This is a genomic window from Tateyamaria rhodophyticola (genome assembly GCF_047777875.1).
Taxonomy (GTDB): Bacteria; Pseudomonadota; Alphaproteobacteria; order Rhodobacterales; family Rhodobacteraceae; genus Tateyamaria.
Map to the genome: position 1 here is coordinate 2,893,561 of NZ_CP180519.1, position 16,663 is coordinate 2,910,223.

Annotated in this window: 15 protein-coding genes; 8 read left to right on the plus strand and 7 right to left on the minus strand. The window is 64.0% G+C overall.

The window, feature by feature from the left end:
• Nucleotides 1-130 precede the first annotated feature (130 nt).
• Nucleotides 131-2,695: a methyl-accepting chemotaxis protein gene (locus ACERHN_RS15770; protein ID WP_415919971.1), complete on the plus strand. Its 2,565-nt coding sequence runs from the start codon at nt 131-133 to the stop codon at nt 2,693-2,695.
• 246 nt (nt 2,696-2,941) lie between these two features.
• On the opposite strand, the gene metG is transcribed toward ACERHN_RS15770, so the two are convergent.
• The 4 genes from metG to ACERHN_RS15790 all read right to left on the minus strand — a co-directional run bounded on the left by metG (nt 2,942) and on the right by ACERHN_RS15790 (nt 7,326).
• A complete protein-coding gene (gene metG / locus ACERHN_RS15775) occupies nt 2,942-4,651 on the minus strand; it encodes a methionine--tRNA ligase (RefSeq protein ID WP_415919972.1) in 1,710 nt (569 codons plus the stop codon).
• Nucleotides 4,652-4,712: 61 nt separating this feature from the next.
• Nucleotides 4,713-5,936: an MFS transporter gene (locus ACERHN_RS15780; RefSeq protein ID WP_415919973.1), complete on the minus strand. Its 1,224-nt coding sequence runs from the start codon at nt 5,934-5,936 to the stop codon at nt 4,713-4,715.
• A gap of 85 nt (nt 5,937-6,021) precedes the next feature.
• Nucleotides 6,022-6,603: a YceI family protein gene (locus ACERHN_RS15785; protein WP_415919974.1), complete on the minus strand. Its 582-nt coding sequence runs from the start codon at nt 6,601-6,603 to the stop codon at nt 6,022-6,024.
• An 81-nt stretch (nt 6,604-6,684) separates the two neighbouring features.
• Entirely contained in the window at nt 6,685-7,326 is a 642-nt protein-coding gene (locus ACERHN_RS15790; RefSeq protein ID WP_415919975.1) for an ImuA family protein, read from the minus strand.
• Nucleotides 7,327-7,452: 126 nt separating this feature from the next.
• On the opposite strand from ACERHN_RS15790, the gene ACERHN_RS15795 reads away from it, so the two are divergent.
• The 4 genes from ACERHN_RS15795 to ACERHN_RS15810 all read left to right on the plus strand — a co-directional run bounded on the left by ACERHN_RS15795 (nt 7,453) and on the right by ACERHN_RS15810 (nt 11,891).
• Nucleotides 7,453-8,496 carry an aldo/keto reductase gene (locus tag ACERHN_RS15795; protein ID WP_415919976.1) on the plus strand — a complete coding sequence of 348 codons (1,044 nt, stop codon included), beginning with the start codon at nt 7,453-7,455 and terminating at the stop codon, nt 8,494-8,496.
• 244 nt (nt 8,497-8,740) lie between these two features.
• Nucleotides 8,741-9,652 carry a 3-keto-5-aminohexanoate cleavage protein gene (locus ACERHN_RS15800; protein WP_415919977.1) on the plus strand — a complete coding sequence of 304 codons (912 nt, stop codon included), beginning with the start codon at nt 8,741-8,743 and terminating at the stop codon, nt 9,650-9,652.
• Nucleotides 9,653-9,660: 8 nt separating this feature from the next.
• Nucleotides 9,661-10,224: a lipocalin gene (locus ACERHN_RS15805; RefSeq protein ID WP_415919978.1), complete on the plus strand. Its 564-nt coding sequence runs from the start codon at nt 9,661-9,663 to the stop codon at nt 10,222-10,224.
• Between the two features lie 203 nt (nt 10,225-10,427).
• A complete protein-coding gene (locus ACERHN_RS15810) occupies nt 10,428-11,891 on the plus strand; it encodes a carnitine 3-dehydrogenase (protein WP_415919979.1) in 1,464 nt (487 codons plus the stop codon).
• Between the two features lie 162 nt (nt 11,892-12,053).
• Here ACERHN_RS15810 and ACERHN_RS15815 read toward each other — a convergent pair whose 3' ends face one another.
• The gene (locus ACERHN_RS15815; RefSeq protein WP_415919980.1) at nt 12,054-12,914 is read right to left on the minus strand and encodes a helix-turn-helix domain-containing protein; all 861 of its coding nucleotides are present in this window, start codon (nt 12,912-12,914) and stop codon (nt 12,054-12,056) included.
• 111 nt (nt 12,915-13,025) lie between these two features.
• On the opposite strand from ACERHN_RS15815, the gene ACERHN_RS15820 reads away from it, so the two are divergent.
• Both ACERHN_RS15820 and ACERHN_RS15825 read left to right on the plus strand, forming a co-directional pair.
• Complete coding sequence (locus ACERHN_RS15820) at nt 13,026-13,955, plus strand: fatty acid desaturase (RefSeq protein ID WP_415919981.1); 930 nt, start codon at nt 13,026-13,028, stop codon at nt 13,953-13,955.
• A gap of 13 nt (nt 13,956-13,968) precedes the next feature.
• A complete protein-coding gene (locus ACERHN_RS15825; RefSeq protein WP_415919982.1) occupies nt 13,969-14,871 on the plus strand; it encodes an EamA family transporter in 903 nt (300 codons plus the stop codon).
• Here ACERHN_RS15825 and ACERHN_RS15830 read toward each other — a convergent pair.
• Both ACERHN_RS15830 and ACERHN_RS15835 read right to left on the minus strand, forming a co-directional pair.
• On the minus strand, nt 14,868-15,560 hold the full coding sequence (locus tag ACERHN_RS15830) for an NUDIX hydrolase (RefSeq protein ID WP_415919983.1): 693 nt from the start codon (nt 15,558-15,560) through the stop codon (nt 14,868-14,870). The genes ACERHN_RS15825 and ACERHN_RS15830 overlap by 4 nt on opposite strands.
• Nucleotides 15,561-15,578: 18 nt before the next feature.
• Nucleotides 15,579-15,992, minus strand: coding sequence for a DUF983 domain-containing protein (locus ACERHN_RS15835; RefSeq protein ID WP_415919984.1), 414 nt, complete (start codon nt 15,990-15,992; stop codon nt 15,579-15,581).
• 197 nt (nt 15,993-16,189) lie between these two features.
• Here ACERHN_RS15835 and ACERHN_RS15840 point away from each other — a divergent pair, with 197 nt between their 5' ends.
• Nucleotides 16,190-16,633: an EF-hand domain-containing protein gene (locus ACERHN_RS15840; protein ID WP_415919985.1), complete on the plus strand. Its 444-nt coding sequence runs from the start codon at nt 16,190-16,192 to the stop codon at nt 16,631-16,633.
• Nucleotides 16,634-16,663 lie beyond the last annotated feature (30 nt).

Sequence of the window (16,663 nt, forward strand, 5' to 3'; positions counted from 1 at the left end):
ATGTTCTTCCGACGGGTCTGCGGAAAAACAGGGGCGCGATTAATCACGAAGTAACACACGTTTTCTATCACCGGGACTGTCGCTGTGGCCGGAACCGGCTGGCGTCCGGTATGTCAACAAGGGTGTTATCATGAACGTAGTCTCCGGCATTCGCCGTCTTGCCAGGAAATCGAACAGTCTGCTTGTGAAGACAACGCTGATTGCTGCGTTGACATCGATTGTGGTTGTTGCGTCGATCATGGTGATGGACCTGAGGTTCAGCCGTGAACTGGTGCGGCAATCGGTGTCGGATCGGGCGGTCGATGTGACGGACCTGCTGGCGCTGCAGATGGGGGGATCCATCAAGTTCGGCAATGAACGGGCCATTGCGGACATCACCGGCGGCACCAAGGGCACGGCTGGGGAAGATGTGATTGGCGCCTGGGTCGTCAATGAAGGCGGCGTGGTTCTGTTCCAGTCAGATGGCGTGGAAATGTATCAGGACAGGCTGGATGCTCTTGCGGAAGAGGTGTTTGCGACCGGAGCACGTGCGTTGTCGGATGACGGGTTGATCGTGGCGTCGCCAGCCGTCTTTGGTGAAGGCAACGCGGTGGCGGGTGTTGTGGCCACTGTGTGGACAAGCGATGTCAAAGCGGCGTCCCTGATGGTCGGCAAGACAGAACAGCTGGTCATGGGACTTGTCATGATGTCTGTCGCACTGGCGCTGATGTCCTTGTTTTTGTGGTATGCGATGTCGCGCCCGCTGGGCGCGCTTGGGGACGCGATGCGGGAGGTGTCGGGGAAAAACTATGACGTTGATATCCCTTATGTAAAACGCTCTGACGAAGTTGGTCAGATGGCCGTCCAGCTGGAGGATTTTCGCGGCGCTTTGTCCAAGGCAAAACAGGCGCAGCGGGAGAATGCGTTCAAGAGTGCCGCGTTCGAAGGATCGTCTGCACCGATGATGGTGGTCGATGAGACTTTTGCGGTGAAATATGTGAACCCTGCGTGTGAGGCACTGCTCACGGAAATTTTGCCTCATGTTCAGGAAAGCTGGCCTGGATTGCCCGCGGACACATTTGTCGGTGCGCAGCTGGCACAACAGCGCGACGTCGCCCGTGCGGTGGGGACCGCGACCTGCGCAGCCGACCTGACGACCGCCTGCTCCATCACGGCCCAGCTTGGCGATCGGTACATCCGGATCAAGCTCAACCAGGCCTGTGATGCCAAGGGACGTGTCATTGGTGCAGTGGTCGAGTGGAGCGACCGGACGATCTCGCAACGCAATGCGGCATTGCTGGATGGCATGGATGCAACGCAAATGCGGGTGGAGTTTGACGCCGCAGGCAACGTGTCGGAGATGAATGACGTCGCAAACGTGAAACTCGGTGCACAGGCACAAAAAGGGTCGATCTTGCAAGTGCTTGCATCGGAACAGTCATCCGCACGCGCTGCCGCAGACATCGCGACGCAAGTGCGCGCAGGCGAGGCACTGCACGGCAAGTTTGATCTTAATGCAGCAGATGGAACGACACTCGTCGTCGAAGGGAATTTCATTTTTGTGAAATCCGCAGACGGGCAAATTGAACGCATCATTCTGATGGCGTCCGACGTCACCGAGGTAGAGGCGCGCATGCAAGCTGCAAGCGAGCTGCAGGCGCAGACTGCGGCGGATCAGAAACGGGTGGTGGATGCGCTTGGTTCGGGATTGCAGCAGCTGTCGTCTGGTGATTTGACCGTCGAAATCTGTGATCCGTTCCCCAGCGACTACGAAGCATTGCGGCAAGACTTCAATTCCGCGATTTCCGGCCTCAAGGACGCGGTGGCCGCAGTGATGCAAAACGTGGGCTCGATCCGGAATGAAACAAGCGAGATCACGAGCGCCGCTGACGACCTGTCACGTCGGACCGAAAAACAGGCAGCAACCCTGGAGGAAACTGCGGCAGCGCTTGACGAGTTGACCACTTCGGTGCGTTCGGCGGCAGAAGGTGCGGATGCGGCGAGCCAGATGTCTGCAGATGCACAGCTCAACGCCGAAGAAGGCGGAGAGGTCGCGCGCGAAGCGGTTATGGCCATGGACGGCATCAAAACCTCGTCCCACGAGATTTCCAAGATCACATCCGTGATTGACGATATCGCATTCCAGACAAATCTCTTGGCGTTGAATGCGGGCGTGGAGGCGGCGCGCGCAGGGGAGGCGGGGCGCGGATTTGCGGTTGTCGCAACGGAAGTACGAGCGCTGGCACAACGGTCATCCGAAGCTGCCCGAGAGATCAACACGCTGATTTCAACCTCGTCTGAACAAGTGCAACAGGGCGTTGAACTTGTTGATCGCACAGGCTCAGCGTTGGCTTCGATCGTGCATTCCGTTTCCGACATTTCGTCTCGGGTCGCGGAGATTGCGACATCCGCGCGTCAGCAGTCATCCGGTTTGAATGAAATCAACGTGGCCATGAACGAGTTGGACCACGTCACACAGCAAAATGCCGCGATGTTCGAGGAGACCACAGCGGCCAGCCACGCGCTGATGTCAGAAGCAGACGCGCTGAATGCCGCGGTTGAACGGTTCGACCTTGGCCATGGCGCAAGCGCTGCGCAGCCATCGGCGGCAGAAACCAGATCGCATGCTGCGGTTGCGCAATCTGTCGTGGGTACCGCGGCACTCAAGCTCGAAGAAGAGTTTGAGCCCGATACAACCGGCTGGGAAGAGTTCTGAAGACTGACCTACACCGGCAAGCACTCCGTAGGCGTCTACTCAGGCCATCATGCGACACGGTCACGTCGCGCGGAGGTACATTGTGCGATGGCTGGCCGCCGACACAGGGCTTAGTCTCGGGTGTGGCGCTGATCCGCTGGCTCAGCGTGTAACAAGGCGAACAGCTGAGCGGCCACAGGCTTTCGGTGCTGCCACATTTGCCCGGATGTGGAACACTTCACCTGCCACTCCGCCGGAGGCCCAAAGTCAACGCGAGCCTGCGAATTGAACTTCCCAAGCGGCGCGCGCCTCGTCCGTGATCTTATCAAACAGATTGTCGGGCACGGCAAACGCGTGACCGGCGTCCAAGCTCTGCAATGCGTCGGATGCGTTTTCGGGCCAAGACGTCTCCGAGATGTTGAGCGTTTCGCGCAAGGTCTCGGCCGTGTCGGGCAGGAACGGCGCTGAAAGCGTTGCGTAGAGCGCGATCAGGTTGAGGCCCACGCGGATCTGCATTGCGGCCTGCGCTTCGTTCTCCTTGATCGTGGACCAGGGTGCCGCAGTTTGCAGGTATTCGTTCCCCGCCACCCAGATGGCACGCAATTCCTGCGCTGATTTCCGCACATCCATGTTGTCCATGTGTTTCGTGTAGGCGGCGATACGGGTGTCGAGTTCGGCGATCAGAGCGGTTTCAGCGGCACCAAATTCCCCGCCGCTCGGAACCGTTTCCCCGAATTTCGAACGGCAGAACTTGGTCACACGGCTCACGAAATTGCCCAGAACGTCGGCGAGATCCTTGTTCACGCCCTGCTGAAAAAGCGTCCAAGTGAACTCGCTGTCGGAGGTTTCGGGGCAGTTCGACAGAAGCCACCAACGCCAATAATCCGCAGGCAAAAGCTCAAGCGCCTGGTCCATGAACACGCCGCGCCCCTGGCTCGTCGAGAACTGGCCACCGTCGTAGTTGAGATAGTTGAAGGACTTCAAATGGTCGACCATCTTCCACGGCTCCCCCGAGCCGAGAATGGTGGCTGGAAAGCTCAGCGTGTGGAAGGGCACGTTGTCCTTGCCCATGAACTGGGTATAGCGGACATCATCCGCCCCCTTGTCCGTCCGCCACCAGCGCTCCCAATCGGCGCCGCCCTGCGCGTCCGCCCATTCGCCCGCGCAGGCGATGTATTCGATGGGGGCGTCGAACCAGACATAGAAAACCTTGCCTTCCATCCCCGGCCAATCGGCGTCACCGCGCCGTACGGGGATGCCCCAATCCAGATCGCGTGTGATGCCGCGATCCTGCAACCCGTCACCGTCATGCAGCCATTTCTTGGCAATGGATGTGGTCAGCACCGGCCAGTCCGTTTTGGTGTCGATCCAGGCGTCGAGGTCATCCTTGAGCGCGGATTGGCGAAGGTACAGGTGCTTGGTTTCGCGCACCTCAAGGTCGGTGGAACCTGAAATGGCAGACCGCGGGTCGATCAGGTCGGTCGGATCCAGCTGCTTGGTGCAGTTTTCGCACTGATCGCCACGTGCACGGTCATAGCCGCAGTTTGGGCACGTCCCCTCGATGTAGCGGTCTGGCAGGAACCGCCCGTCGGCATGGGAATAGACCTGACGTTCCGACACTTCGCGGATCAGGTCGGCCTCTGCCAAACGCCCGGCAAAATGCTGCGTCAGCGCATGGTTCTGTGGCGAAGACGAGCGGCCAAAATGGTCAAAGGACAACCGAAAGCCACGGGCCAGGTCGGCCTGCACCGCATGCATTTCGGCGCAATACTCCGCGACCGGTTTGCCCGCCTTTGCCGCAGCCAGTTCCGCAGGCGTGCCGTGTTCGTCGGTCGCACACAGGAACAAAACCTCATTGCCACGGGCCCGTTGAAAGCGGGCATAGAGATCGGCAGGCAGCTGACTGCCCACGAGATTGCCGAGATGTTTGATGCCATTGATATAGGGAATGGCGGAGGTGATCAGGTGGCGCTGCATGGTGTGGTCCCGTTCGGATTTGGGTTCATCTAGCAGCGTGCGCGGTGCGGGGAAAGGTCCCTCAGTCACGCTCGCGGGTGCGACCGGTCAGACGGCCGATCAGGAACGACGTGCGCGGCGCATAGACATAGCGTGTGCGCTTGTCCGGTGTGGCGCGGGCGCGCATGCGGGCAAGACCAAACAGGATCAGTCCCCCATGGCCCACGGCGATCATCGCGAAAAGCGCAGGCGGCCCGTAGGCATCGATCAGTGCCGAGGCCGTAAAGGGGGCAGCGATGGCACCGAGCGCAAAGTAGAACATGAGTGCCGCCGACAGTTCGACGCGTTCCGAACTGTCGGCAAAGTCATGGGCGTGGGCCGCCGCGACAGAGTAAATCGGAAAGGTCGTCAGGCCAAAGAACCCGGCCGAGATCATGATCCCGGTTGTGCCGAGGCCCGCCGCGCCGACGGTTACGGCGCAGCTGAGCATGGCGGCAGCCGACAGCCAGATCAGCACCCAGCGGCGGTCGATCTTGTCCGCGAGCCACCCGACAGGATACTGCGCAATGGCGCCGCCGAACACGAATGCGGCCATGAACCAGGCAATCTGGCCGGTGCTCAGACCGACCTCCTGACCATAGACCGGACCGACCATGCGAAAGGAGGCGGAGGAGAGTGCTGCGACCACCACACCTGCCGCCGCGAGAGGCGAGCGTGTTGCCGCGAGGCGCGGGCGCAGGCGTGGCGCGCTTGGCGTTTCGGGCTGGCGCACGGTGGTGAGGGTCAGGGGCAGAAGGGCGGCGCAGCAGATGATGGCCAGCAGGTTGTAGCTGACATAACTGGCCGGTTCGAGCACGCCGATAAAAAGCTGTGCCACGAGGGACGCGCCCATGTCCACAACGCGGTAGACCCCCATGGTGCGCCCGCGTGTCTCATTGGTGACCTTGGCCTGCAACCACGCCTCGATCACGGTGTAGCACCCGGCAACGCACAACCCGGACGCCACCCGCATCACCGCCCAAGCATAGGCATCGACGATCAGCATATGCGCCAGAAGGCCAATGGCACCTGCGGCGGTGAAGGCGGCGAAGGCGCGCGAATGTCCGACGCTGCCCATCAGGCGCGGGGCCCACCAGCATCCGATGAAAAAGCCCAGGAAATGCGCCGAGCCGAGGATGCCGATTTCCTGCCGCGAAAAGTCGAGCGCGAGGCCCGAGAGCGCATCGAGCGGACCGAGCGCGCCCGAACTGAGCTGCATCAGGACGACGGACAAAAACAGGGCGGCAAAGGAGATCAGCAGGCGCATGGTACGCGCGACACTGCGCCTTTTGTGCTGGGGTGCCTAGTGGATAGTCGACGGGTCCGCGTCGTTTTTGGAACCTGTGCGGGGATCAGGCGACGATTATGTCGGCCTGAATGTCGATGCCGACGCTGTTTTCCACGATGTCCGCATATCCGGTTGCGCCGAAATCGCTGCGGTTGATCCGTCCGCGCATCCGCACGTCGAGCGCGCTGAGGTCGCCCGCGTCGCTGCCGCGTTTGCGAAAGAGGTCGGCGGCAAACCGGACCGGCCGTGTGACGCCGCGCAAGGTGAGGTTGCCATCAATGGTGGCCCCGTCCGACAGCCGCCCACCGGGCCCCAACGTCACGCGGGTGGAGGTAAAGCGGGCCTGCGGGAACCCTTGGGCATCGAGGACGGACTTGGACTTGAGCGCTTCGGTGGCAAAGATCAGGCCGGTGCGTGCCCGGCGGATGTCGGCGGTGACATCTGCGGTCGAGGCGGCGAGGTTTGTGGGGTCAATCGACAGGGCGGCCCGTCCCACGGGCACCGTGCCTTTGACCTGTCCGCCGTTCAGCGTGAACAGGTACGTGATGGTCGCCCCGCCCGGGCCAAGGCGATAGGGCGTGGGGGCGGCGAGTGTCGGTTGGGCCAGAGCGGCAAGGCCAAGGGCGAGGACGTGGCGGCGGTGCATGGCGAGATCCTTTTGGTGTCGCGTGTGTAAAGAGGTAACACGGCAACGCCGGATTTAGTCGGTCCACACCAAAGGGTGATGTCATGCGAGCGCAAGCGATCCGATGATGCGCGGCAACGGCTGACCCGGAACGCGCGCCACCTGCCAGCGCTGTTCGGGGGCCATGCGCGCGCGCAGGCGCGTCATTTGCCAGGCGCCGGGGCGGGTGCGGTGATCCGGGGCAAGGTGCCAACGGCTTTCCACGCCCTGCGCGCCGCCCATGCCGGGGGTGAGCAGCAGACCCAGCGGGGCGGGACCGCCAGCCTTGCCACCGGCCTCGGCGGCGAGGTGCATGCGCCGGACGGGTGTCAGCGCGGGCAGGCCGGGCAGATCCGCCACCGCCAGCCCCACCGCGCCCGAGCGCAGCGTTTCTTCCATGCTCCACAGCACGTCTTCGGCCCGTTTGGGGTGCACAAAGAGCAGCCGCGCGGGATCGACAAAAGGCATGATCCCGCAAGGGTTCAGCCGGTCGCTGCTCCACTCCGGGGCAATCCAGAGGATCGGCCCGCGCGTCTGTGCCGCGATCCAGAGGGCCATGCGATGCCGCGCAGGCCCGCACAGCTCATGCACCCGCCCGCGGGCCAGCCCGTGGCCCGCCCCGTGCCGCTCCGCCTCCGGCAGGAGCGGCAGACAGGCGGTGGCCGGTGCGGTGCGCGCGGTTTGAAGGGCAGCAGGGATGGACATGGGGTAAACGTAGCGTGTTCTTATTTTGTTCTCAATGGGCGATATGTGAAAAAATGGGGGCATTCCCTTGCAGGTCACGCATGCCTTGCTAGGGTCCGCGGAACGGCCAGAGGAAAGGGAACCATCATGCAGCGACGTCAGCTTGGGCGGACCGGGATCGAGGTGTCCGCCTTGTGCCTCGGCTCCATGACCTGGGGCACGCAGAACACGGCCGAAGAGGGGCATGCACAGATCGAACGGGCGCTGGATGCGGGTGTGGATTTCGTCGACACGGCAGAAATGTATCCCGTGAACCCCGTCAGTGCCGAGACCATCGGCCGGACAGAGCGGATCATCGGGCTGTGGTTCGAGCGGGTCGGGCGGCGTGACAACGTGGTGCTGGCTACGAAACATTCGGGCGCGGGGCTGGCGCATGTGCGCGATGGCGCGCCCATCACCGCGGAGACGATCCCCATCGCCATCGAAGGCTCGCTGCGGCGGCTGAAGACCGACTATATCGACCTCTATCAGTTCCACTGGCCCAATCGGGGCAGCTACATGTTCCGCCAGAACTGGACCTATGATCCGTCGGGCAATGATCGGGCGGCGGTGATCCAGAATATGGAAGACTGCCTTGGCGCATTGCAGCGTGAGGTGGAACGGGGCACGATCCGGGCCTTTGGCCTGTCGAACGAGAGCGCGTGGGGGACGGCGCAGTGGTTGGCGGCGGCCGAACGCACGGGCGGGCCGCGCGTCGCCTCGGTGCAGAACGAATATTCGCTGCTCTGCCGTCTCTACGATACGGACATGGCGGAGGTCAGCGTGCTGGAGGATGTGGGGCTTTTGTCCTTTTCGCCTTTGGCTGCGGGGTTTCTGACGGGCAAGTATCAGGAGGGTGCGGTGCCCGATGGCTCGCGCATGTCGCTGAGCCCGGAGATGGGCGGGCGGAAGTCCGACCGGGTGTTTGACGCGGTGGATGCGTATCTTGACATCGCGGGGCGCCACGGTCTGGACCCGTCGCAGATGGCGTTGGCATGGTGTCTGACCCGTCCGTTCATGTGTTCTGTCATCTTTGGTGCGACGGATATGGCGCAGCTGGAGCTGGCGCTGGCCGCGGCGGAGGTGACGTTGAGCGACGCGGTGATGGCCGAGATCGACGCGGCCCACCGCGCGCACCCGATGCCCTATTGAGCCGCTGGCGCGGCGCGCGATCTGGCCGGTGGCCCCCATCCTGTCCTTCCCCTCGGGGGAAGGGAGCGTGAGGGTTGGCCGACCCCGTCATGCGGACGTCGGTGTGTATGGTGGCCCGACCCTCCGGGGGGAGTTTTCCTGGCGAGATGAAGGGGAGGGCGCGTTTGCGTCATGCCGTTTCGTTTTCTGGCGGGCTGGCGCGGGTGCGATTTGCGATGCGTTTGGCAGATAGAGGGAGAAGACCATGCCGCTGACCATGAACCGTGAGGTTTTCATCACCTGTGCCGTGACGGGATCGGGTGGCACACAGGATCGTAGCCCGCATGTGCCGCGGTCGCCGGCGCAGATTGCAGACAGTGCGATTGCGGCAGCCAAGGCCGGGGCGGCGGTGGTGCATTGCCATGTGCGGGATCCAGACACCGGAGCGCCGAGCCGGGATCTGGGTCTTTACCGGGACGTGACGGACCGTATTCGGGATGCCGCGGTGGATGTGGTGCTGAACCTGACCGCGGGTATGGGCGGGGACATGGTGTTTGGCGGGGCGGAGACGCCGCTGCCGCTGGTTGCGGGGACGGACATGGTGGGCGCGTCCGAGCGTGTTGCGCATATTGCCGCGTGCCTGCCCGAGATCTGCACGCTTGATTGCGGCACGATGAATTTCGCCGAGGCCGATTATGTGATGACCAACACGCCGGGCATGTTGCAGGCCATGGGCGGGATGATGACCGCGCTGGGCGTAAAGCCGGAAATAGAGGCCTTTGACACCGGCCATCTTTGGTATGCAAAACAACTGGTTAAGGACGGCATTCTGGACACCCCCGCGCTGGTACAGCTGTGTATGGGCGTGCCGTGGGGGGCGCCGGATGACCTCAATACGTTCATGGCCATGGTGAACAACGTCCCCGACGACTGGACCTTTTCCGCCTTTGGACTGGGGCGCAATCAGATGGCCTATGTTGCGGCCTCCGTGCTTGCGGGGGGCAATGTGCGCGTCGGGCTGGAGGACAATCTGTGGCTGGAAAAAGGTGTGCTGGCCGAGAACTGGCAACTGGTTGAGCGGGCGGTCACCATCATCGAGAATATGGGCGCGCGGGTCATTGGACCGGCGGAGGTGCGTGAGAAACTGGGGCTGGTGAAGAGGGCCCTCAAAGCGTGATTTCGGCCATGCACCGCGCGTACACAGAATGTGCACAGGCTGTGCACCGGTTTGGCATCTGCGCGGTTCTGATCCTTGCAGGATGTGGTGCCGACGCACCGGTGTCTGGCGACGTCACGATCCCCGTTCGCAACCCAACCGCGCCGATTGGCGTCACAAGCCGGTATGACGACGCGCGGTTTGCCGGGCTGTGGCATGTGCGCGGGGCCTATCCGCGGGACGCGGATCTGGTCACCGTGGAGCGGGTGCCGGAGGGGCCGGCCTGGGCCTTTGTCATGCGCGCCTGCGACGCGCAGGGAGCGTGCCAGAGCCTGCGCACCACGTGGCCTGCGCGCGGCGATCAGCCGGGGGCGGACGTCGTTGCGGACCCCGCGGGCGGACCGGTGCGCCGGCCCGTGGTCGTCTGGGTCGATGAGGGGTTTCGCACGGCGGCGGTGGGCGATGCGGAGGGCCGCTTTGCCTGGGTGCTGGACCGCGCGCCGCAGGGCGGGGCGGACCGGATCAGGGCCGCGCGTCAGGTGCTGGAATTTTCCGGTTTCGATTTGCGCGACATGCAGATGAGGCCAGGGTGACCCCGTTGTTGATTCCGGGGGCTGTCGTGGCGTTTGCGGAGGTCCTGTTGAGGGACTGGCCGAGGTGGCATGCGGCGGTGATCGCGACGGCGATCCGTGCGGATGAAACGAGGGGGACGGCGCTGGTTCATGTCGGCAGTGCGGCGGTGCCTCGGCGGTTGGTCCTGCCGGGTGGAACAGTCTGAGGAACGGGGAGAGGTGCGATGACACGAGTGGCGGCAATCATTGGAGGCGGGGTGATCGGGGGCGGCTGGGCCGCGCGGTTCCTTCTGAACGGGTGGGACGTACGGGTGTTTGACCCGAGCCCCGATGCGCAGGCGACACTCGGGCCCGTTCTGGATCAGGCGCGGCGCGCCTTGCCGGGGCTGACGGATGTGGCGCTGCCGCCTGAGGGGCGGCTGAGCTTTCACAGCGACCTGGCCGAGGCGGTGACGGGTGCGGCATGGGTGCAGGAGAGCGTTCCGGAGCGGCTGGAGATCAAACACAGTGTACTGGCCGAGGTGCAGGCGGCCTGTCCAAGGGATGCGGTCATCGGGTCGTCGACATCCGGGTTCAAGCCGAGCGAGTTGCAGCAAGGTGCGGCGCGGCCCGGGCAGATCATGGTCTGCCACCCGTTCAACCCGGTGTACCTGATGCCGCTGGTCGAGGTCGTGCCGTCGCCCGGCACGGACGCGGGCCTTGTGACGCAGGCCAAGGCGACACTGACGGAGCTGGGCATGTTCCCGTTGCATGTGCGCAAGGAAATCGACGCGCATATCGCGGACCGGTTCCTCGAGGCGGTGTGGCGCGAGGCGCTGTGGCTGGTCAAGGACGGGGTCGCCACCACCGAAGAGATCGACGAGGCGATCCGCATGGGCTTTGGCATTCGCTGGGCGCAGATGGGTCTGTTTGACACGTACCGGACCGCCGGGGGTGCCGCGGGCATGCGCCATTTCATGGCGCAGTTCGGGCCCGCGTTGCAGTGGCCGTGGACCAAGCTGATGGATGTGCCGGAGTTCACGGACGACCTTGTGGACCTGATCGCCGGTCAGTCGGACGCACAGTCGGGCCATATGACCATCCCCGAGATGCTGCAGGCGCGCGACGACAACCTTGTGGGGTTGATGCGCGCGCTGAAGGCGAATGATTTTGGGGCAGGGGCCGTGCTGAACGCGCATGATGCGCAATTGGCGGCGGGCTCGGATCTTGAGACGCTCGGGGACGTGTCGCGTCCCGTTCTGACCGGCGCGCGGACCGTGCCGCTCGATTGGACCGACTACAACGGGCACATGAACGAAGCGCGCTATTTGCAGGCGTTTGGTGATGCGACGGACCGGTTCATGGCGCTGATTGGGTGCGATGCGGCGTATATCGCGACGGGCGGCAGTTATTTCACTGCCGAGACGCATTTGCGGCACCTCGATGAGGCGCATGCGGGGACACGGATCGAAATCCGGACACAGGTTCTGGAGGGTGCGGGCAAGAAGATGCACCTGTGGCACGAGATGCGCGCGGGCGACCGGTTGCTGGCCACGGCGGAGCATTTCCTGCTGCATGTGAGCCTTGAGACACGCAGGCCGAGCGCGCCGTCGCAGGCGATCATGGAGACGTTGGCGCGGGTGGCGTCGGCCCATGCCGCGTTGCCGTGGCCCGAAGGCGCAGGCCGTGCGGTGGGGCAGCGACCCTAGGATCGGGCAGCGCTGGTGGGGTGGGTTTTTGGATTGGGTGGGTGCAGGTGCGCGGGAAAGTGGTTATATTTCAATAGCCTGAGCTACCGTCGAGGTGGAAGCCCGTCCCGCCGTTGGCGCCAAACCCTCTCTGCGGTTCTGGCGGTTTGATGGGCCTTATCCCTAGCGGATCAGGCTGCGCAGGCTGGCGAAATGGTCAGACATGTCGCGCGCGGTATAGGATGCCTCGCGCACCAGCCGGTCGAAATGCGTGGTCAACGTTTCGATGCGTTCGCGGTCCCGGAACGCGAGGTAGTGGCCGCCCGAATAGAGCACGGCAAGCAGCGGCCCGAACACTGTCACCGGCGCAGAGTAGAGCCGCCGCGCATCAAACAGTGTGAGGCGCAGGCGGGGATAGAGTTGATCTGTCAGGGTTTGCAGGTGTTCCAGCTGCGCGGTGCGTATGTCGCGCGGCAGGTCGCCGTAATAGCCGGTGCCGCGTGCAAAGCTGTCGACTTCGTAGATCGGCATGGCGATTTCGTAGTCCGACAGCGACGCGCGCATCCAGTTGAGCCGGTCGCGCGAGGCGTTGATGGCTTGCGTCGCGGTCCGGCCCAGATGAGGCCCGTATTCCCAGGCGAGCATGTCTTCGGTCTTGAGCATGTCGGGCAGGCCTGCGGGGACGTGTCGGATCTTGTAGCCCGCAGCCTCGCGGTGCCAAGCAAAGATCCGTTCGTCGATCAGCGCGCGGGGCGCCTCGGTCAGGGTCATGGCGGCGGCGGTGAGGGCCGAGGCGCTTTCGGGACGGTCGGACAGGCCCATGAGCCAATCGGCAGAGACGCCAAGCGCCTGCGCACAGGCCCCCACCACATGCGCGCCGGGCAGGCGCGCGCCCTGATCGCTCAGCGCTTGGCTGAGCGTGGAACGGTCGGTGCCGATGCGGCGCGCCAGCGCGCTCTGGCTGACGGATTGATCGGCCATGGCGCGGGCGAGGCGGGTGCGAAAGCGGTCGGCGCGGGTACGTTTGTCGAGAATATCACTCATACGGTGATAAATATCACCGATTGCCGTATTTGTTAACGAGATTCCATCTGCGAGCTCAGGCGTCGTCTGGCTAGGGTCAGCGTGTTCACACCCTTGATGAGAAAGACCCGGATGCCGCCCCGCGCAAAGACCCGCCATTTGCCCAAATCCCTGCCATACAGTATCGAATGGTGGACGGTTGGCCTGTTTCTCCTGTGTTTCGGCGCGTTGGTGGTCGGTCTCTGGGCGCTTGCGGCGATGCCGGTTGCGGCGACATGTGTGGTGGTGCTGGCGCTGGTTCTGCATGCGTCGCTGAGCCACGAGGTGCTGCATGGCCATCCGTTCCCGTCGCGCGGTGTGAACGAGGCGCTGGTGATCGTGAACCCCGGCCTGCTGATCCCGTATATCCGGTTCCGCGACACCCATCTGGCGCACCATCAGGATGCAAACCTGACCGATCCCTATGACGACCCGGAAACCAACTATCTCGACCCGGTGGTGTGGGACGCGATGCGGCCCTGGCACCGGCGGGTCATGGCGTGGAACAACACGCTGCTGGGGCGCATGGCCGTGGGGCCGGTGGTGGCGCAGATGACATTCATGGCCGGAGATTGGCGCGCGATGCGCGCAGGCGACCGGCAGGTGATGCTGGGCTGGGCCGCGCATGTGCCGGGGGTGGCCCTGGTGCTGGGCATCGTACACGCGTCGCCCATGGCGCTCTGGCACTTTGCATTGTGCTGCTATCTGGCGGTGTCGATCCTCAAGATCCGCACGTTTCTGGAGCATCAGGCACATGAACGGGCGCGGGGCCGTACCGTCATTGTCGAGGACCGCGGCCCGCTGGCATTTTTGTTTCTGAACAACAACTTCCACGTTGTGCACCACATGCATCCACGGGTGCCGTGGTACCAGCTGCCGGCACTCTACCGGGCGCACAAGGCGCGCTATCTGGGCTGCAACGAAGGCTACCGCTATGGCTCATATGCAGAGGTGTTTGCCCGCTATGCGGTCCGGGCCAAGGACCCGGTCGCGCATCCGCTCTGGTCCTCGGACGGGCGATAGCCGATAGAGGGGCATGACCCTCTGGATCCCGATCACGCTGGCGGCGGCGCTGTTTCAAACGGCGCGCTTCATGCTGCAACGGCAGCTGTCGCTGGGCACGCTGAGTGCGGCGGGCGCGACGCTGGCGCGGTTCCTCTACTCCGCACCGCTGGTGGCCGTGGGGATCACGGCATATCTGACGCTCACCGCGCAGGCGCTGCCGGACATTCCGGCGCGGTTCTGGCTTTATGGTGCGGCGGGCGGGCTGGCGCAAATCCTCGCGACGGTGGCGGTTGTGATGCTGTTCAAGGCGCGCAATTTCGCCGTCGGCATCACGTTCAAGAAAACCGAAGTGATGCAGGCCGTTCTGGTCGGTTGGGTTGTCCTTGGCGATACGGTGTCGGGGTGGGGCTTTGCCGCGATTGCACTTGGGTTGATCGGCGTCCTGCTGCTGTCCGCGCCGCCGGAGATCGCGCGGTTCGGGTGGCGCGACATGGTCAACCGGGCGGCGGGGCTGGGCCTTGCCTCCGGTCTCCTGTTTGCCATTTCAGGCGTCAGCTATCGCGGCGCGTCACTGAGCCTTGAGATGGCGGACCCGTTTGCACGGGCGGGTGTGACATTGGCCGCGGTGACGGCGATGCAGACGGTGGCGATGATCCTGTGGCTGCGCTGGCGCGAGCCGGGGCAGGTGCGTGCGGTCTGGGACGCGCGGCGCGTGGCCCTCTGGGTTGGGCTCATGTCGATGGCGGGGTCGTTCTGCTGGTTCACGGCGTTCACGTTGCAGAACGCGGCTTATGTGAACGCGGTGGGGCAGGCGGAATTGATCTTTAGCGCGCTTGTGTCGGTTTTGATCTTTCGCGAGGCGGTGAGCGCGCGGGAATGGGCGGGCATGGCGATCCTGCTGGCCTCCATCCTGTCGCTGGTGCTGGTGATCTAGTCCGTCATCGGATGGCCGCGCAGGCGCAGAAACAGGCTTTCTTCGTCATCGTTCTTGAAAAACGGCACCGATGTGGGCGCGGGGGCGCCCATCAGTTGCGACTGCACCTCGCTCAGCACAACTTCGGTGATGAACGGCATGTCGAACTGGCGCGCCTCTGCCAGCGGCACCCATTGGAGGTGCGACAGCTCATCCGAGGCGGCGGAGAAATCGTCGGGATCGCTGGCCAATGCGGCGGCCTGCACCACAAAGAACCGCGCGTCAAAGCGGCGCGGACGGCCCGGTGGGGTCAGCGCGCGAAAGGCAAAGCGCAAGGCGGCGGCGTGTGGGACGTGACCGGAGGCGGCAAAACCCTGCCAGTCCGCAGGCGCATCGGCCCATGTGCCGGGCACGCCGAGGATTTGCCCGGTCTCTTCGTAAAGCTCGCGAATGGCGGCGGCGGCGAGGGCGGGTCCGCGCCCTGCCGCGCTGTCTTCATCGAGGCGCGCCATACAGGTGCCCGACAGCGCTGTGCCCAAGGGTATGTCGCCGTCGCCCGCATCCACAGCGCCACCGGGAAAGACGAATTTGTTTGGCATGAACGCTGCCTTGGCCCCGCGCTGTCCCATCAGGATGCGCGGGTTCGTGTCCTCGTCCCGTGTGACAATGACGGTCGCGGCATCGCGTACTTGGGTTTTGTCGATTGTCATGCCTTTGCCCCGCGTCCGTCAGCCGTGCGGGCCAAAGCCCCCCATGCCGCGGGCCCATTGGAACCCGACGATCCCGCCCTTCAGTCTGGGCAAAAGGTAAAGCGACAGGCCCACGCAGCCAACCGCAAATATGGTGAACAGCACCAAGGGCTCGGGCCGCCATGTCACAAACACCACATGCAAAAGCGGCGCCATCAGGTGACCCACCAGCAAAATGGTCAAATAGGCGGGCCCGTCATCGGCCCGGTGGTGCGAATAGTCGAGCTTGCAGACCGGGCAGCCGCTCGCAATCTTGAGATATCCCTTGAGCAGGCGCCCCTGTCCGCAGCGGGGGCATTTGCCGCGCCAGCCGCGCCGCAGGGCAGGCCAGCGGGGCCGGGCCTCTGCCTCGACGGGGTCAGTGTCGCGCTGTGTGATGTTTTCGTGTCGCATGTTGGCGCCTGATCATTCAGTCGCCTCAACATGGGCGCTGCGTGCGCAAAGCGGAATGGCGCAAACTGTCCTTGCGTCCCGATGTCGCGCAAAACGGGGCGCAAAAGTTTTTTCGACGGAAAAGGCGCGGGGGGCCGTTTGATGGTCATGCGGCGCAGAACAGAGCAGGTGCCGCGACAAAAACGGAGTATCACACGATGAAACGGACTGCCTTTATTCTTGCTGTGGCGCTTGCCGCCACCGGGGCCACCACATTTGGCGCGATGGCGCGCGGGCAAGGGCCGGATTTTGCCACGCTCGATACGGATGGCAATGGTGAGCTGACCCGCGAAGAGCTGCAGGCGCGGGGGGCCGCGCGGTTCCAGGAGGCCGATACCAATGGTGACGGGCTTCTGAGCCAGGCCGAGTTGGAAGCGCAGGGGTCCGAACGGGCCCAAAAGCGCGCCGCGCGCATGATCGAGCGCATGGACAGCAATGGCGACGGGCAACTGTCGTCCGAGGAACTCACGGAGCGTCGCAATGCCGGACGGATGTTTGACCGGATCGACAGCGACGACAGCGGGACGATCACGCAGGCTGAATTTGACGCGGCGCGCGACAAGATGCGCAAACACCGCGGCAAAGACACCGGCGGCGAGTGACGCCCGCGCGCCCTCGCCCTTGTGAAGCAG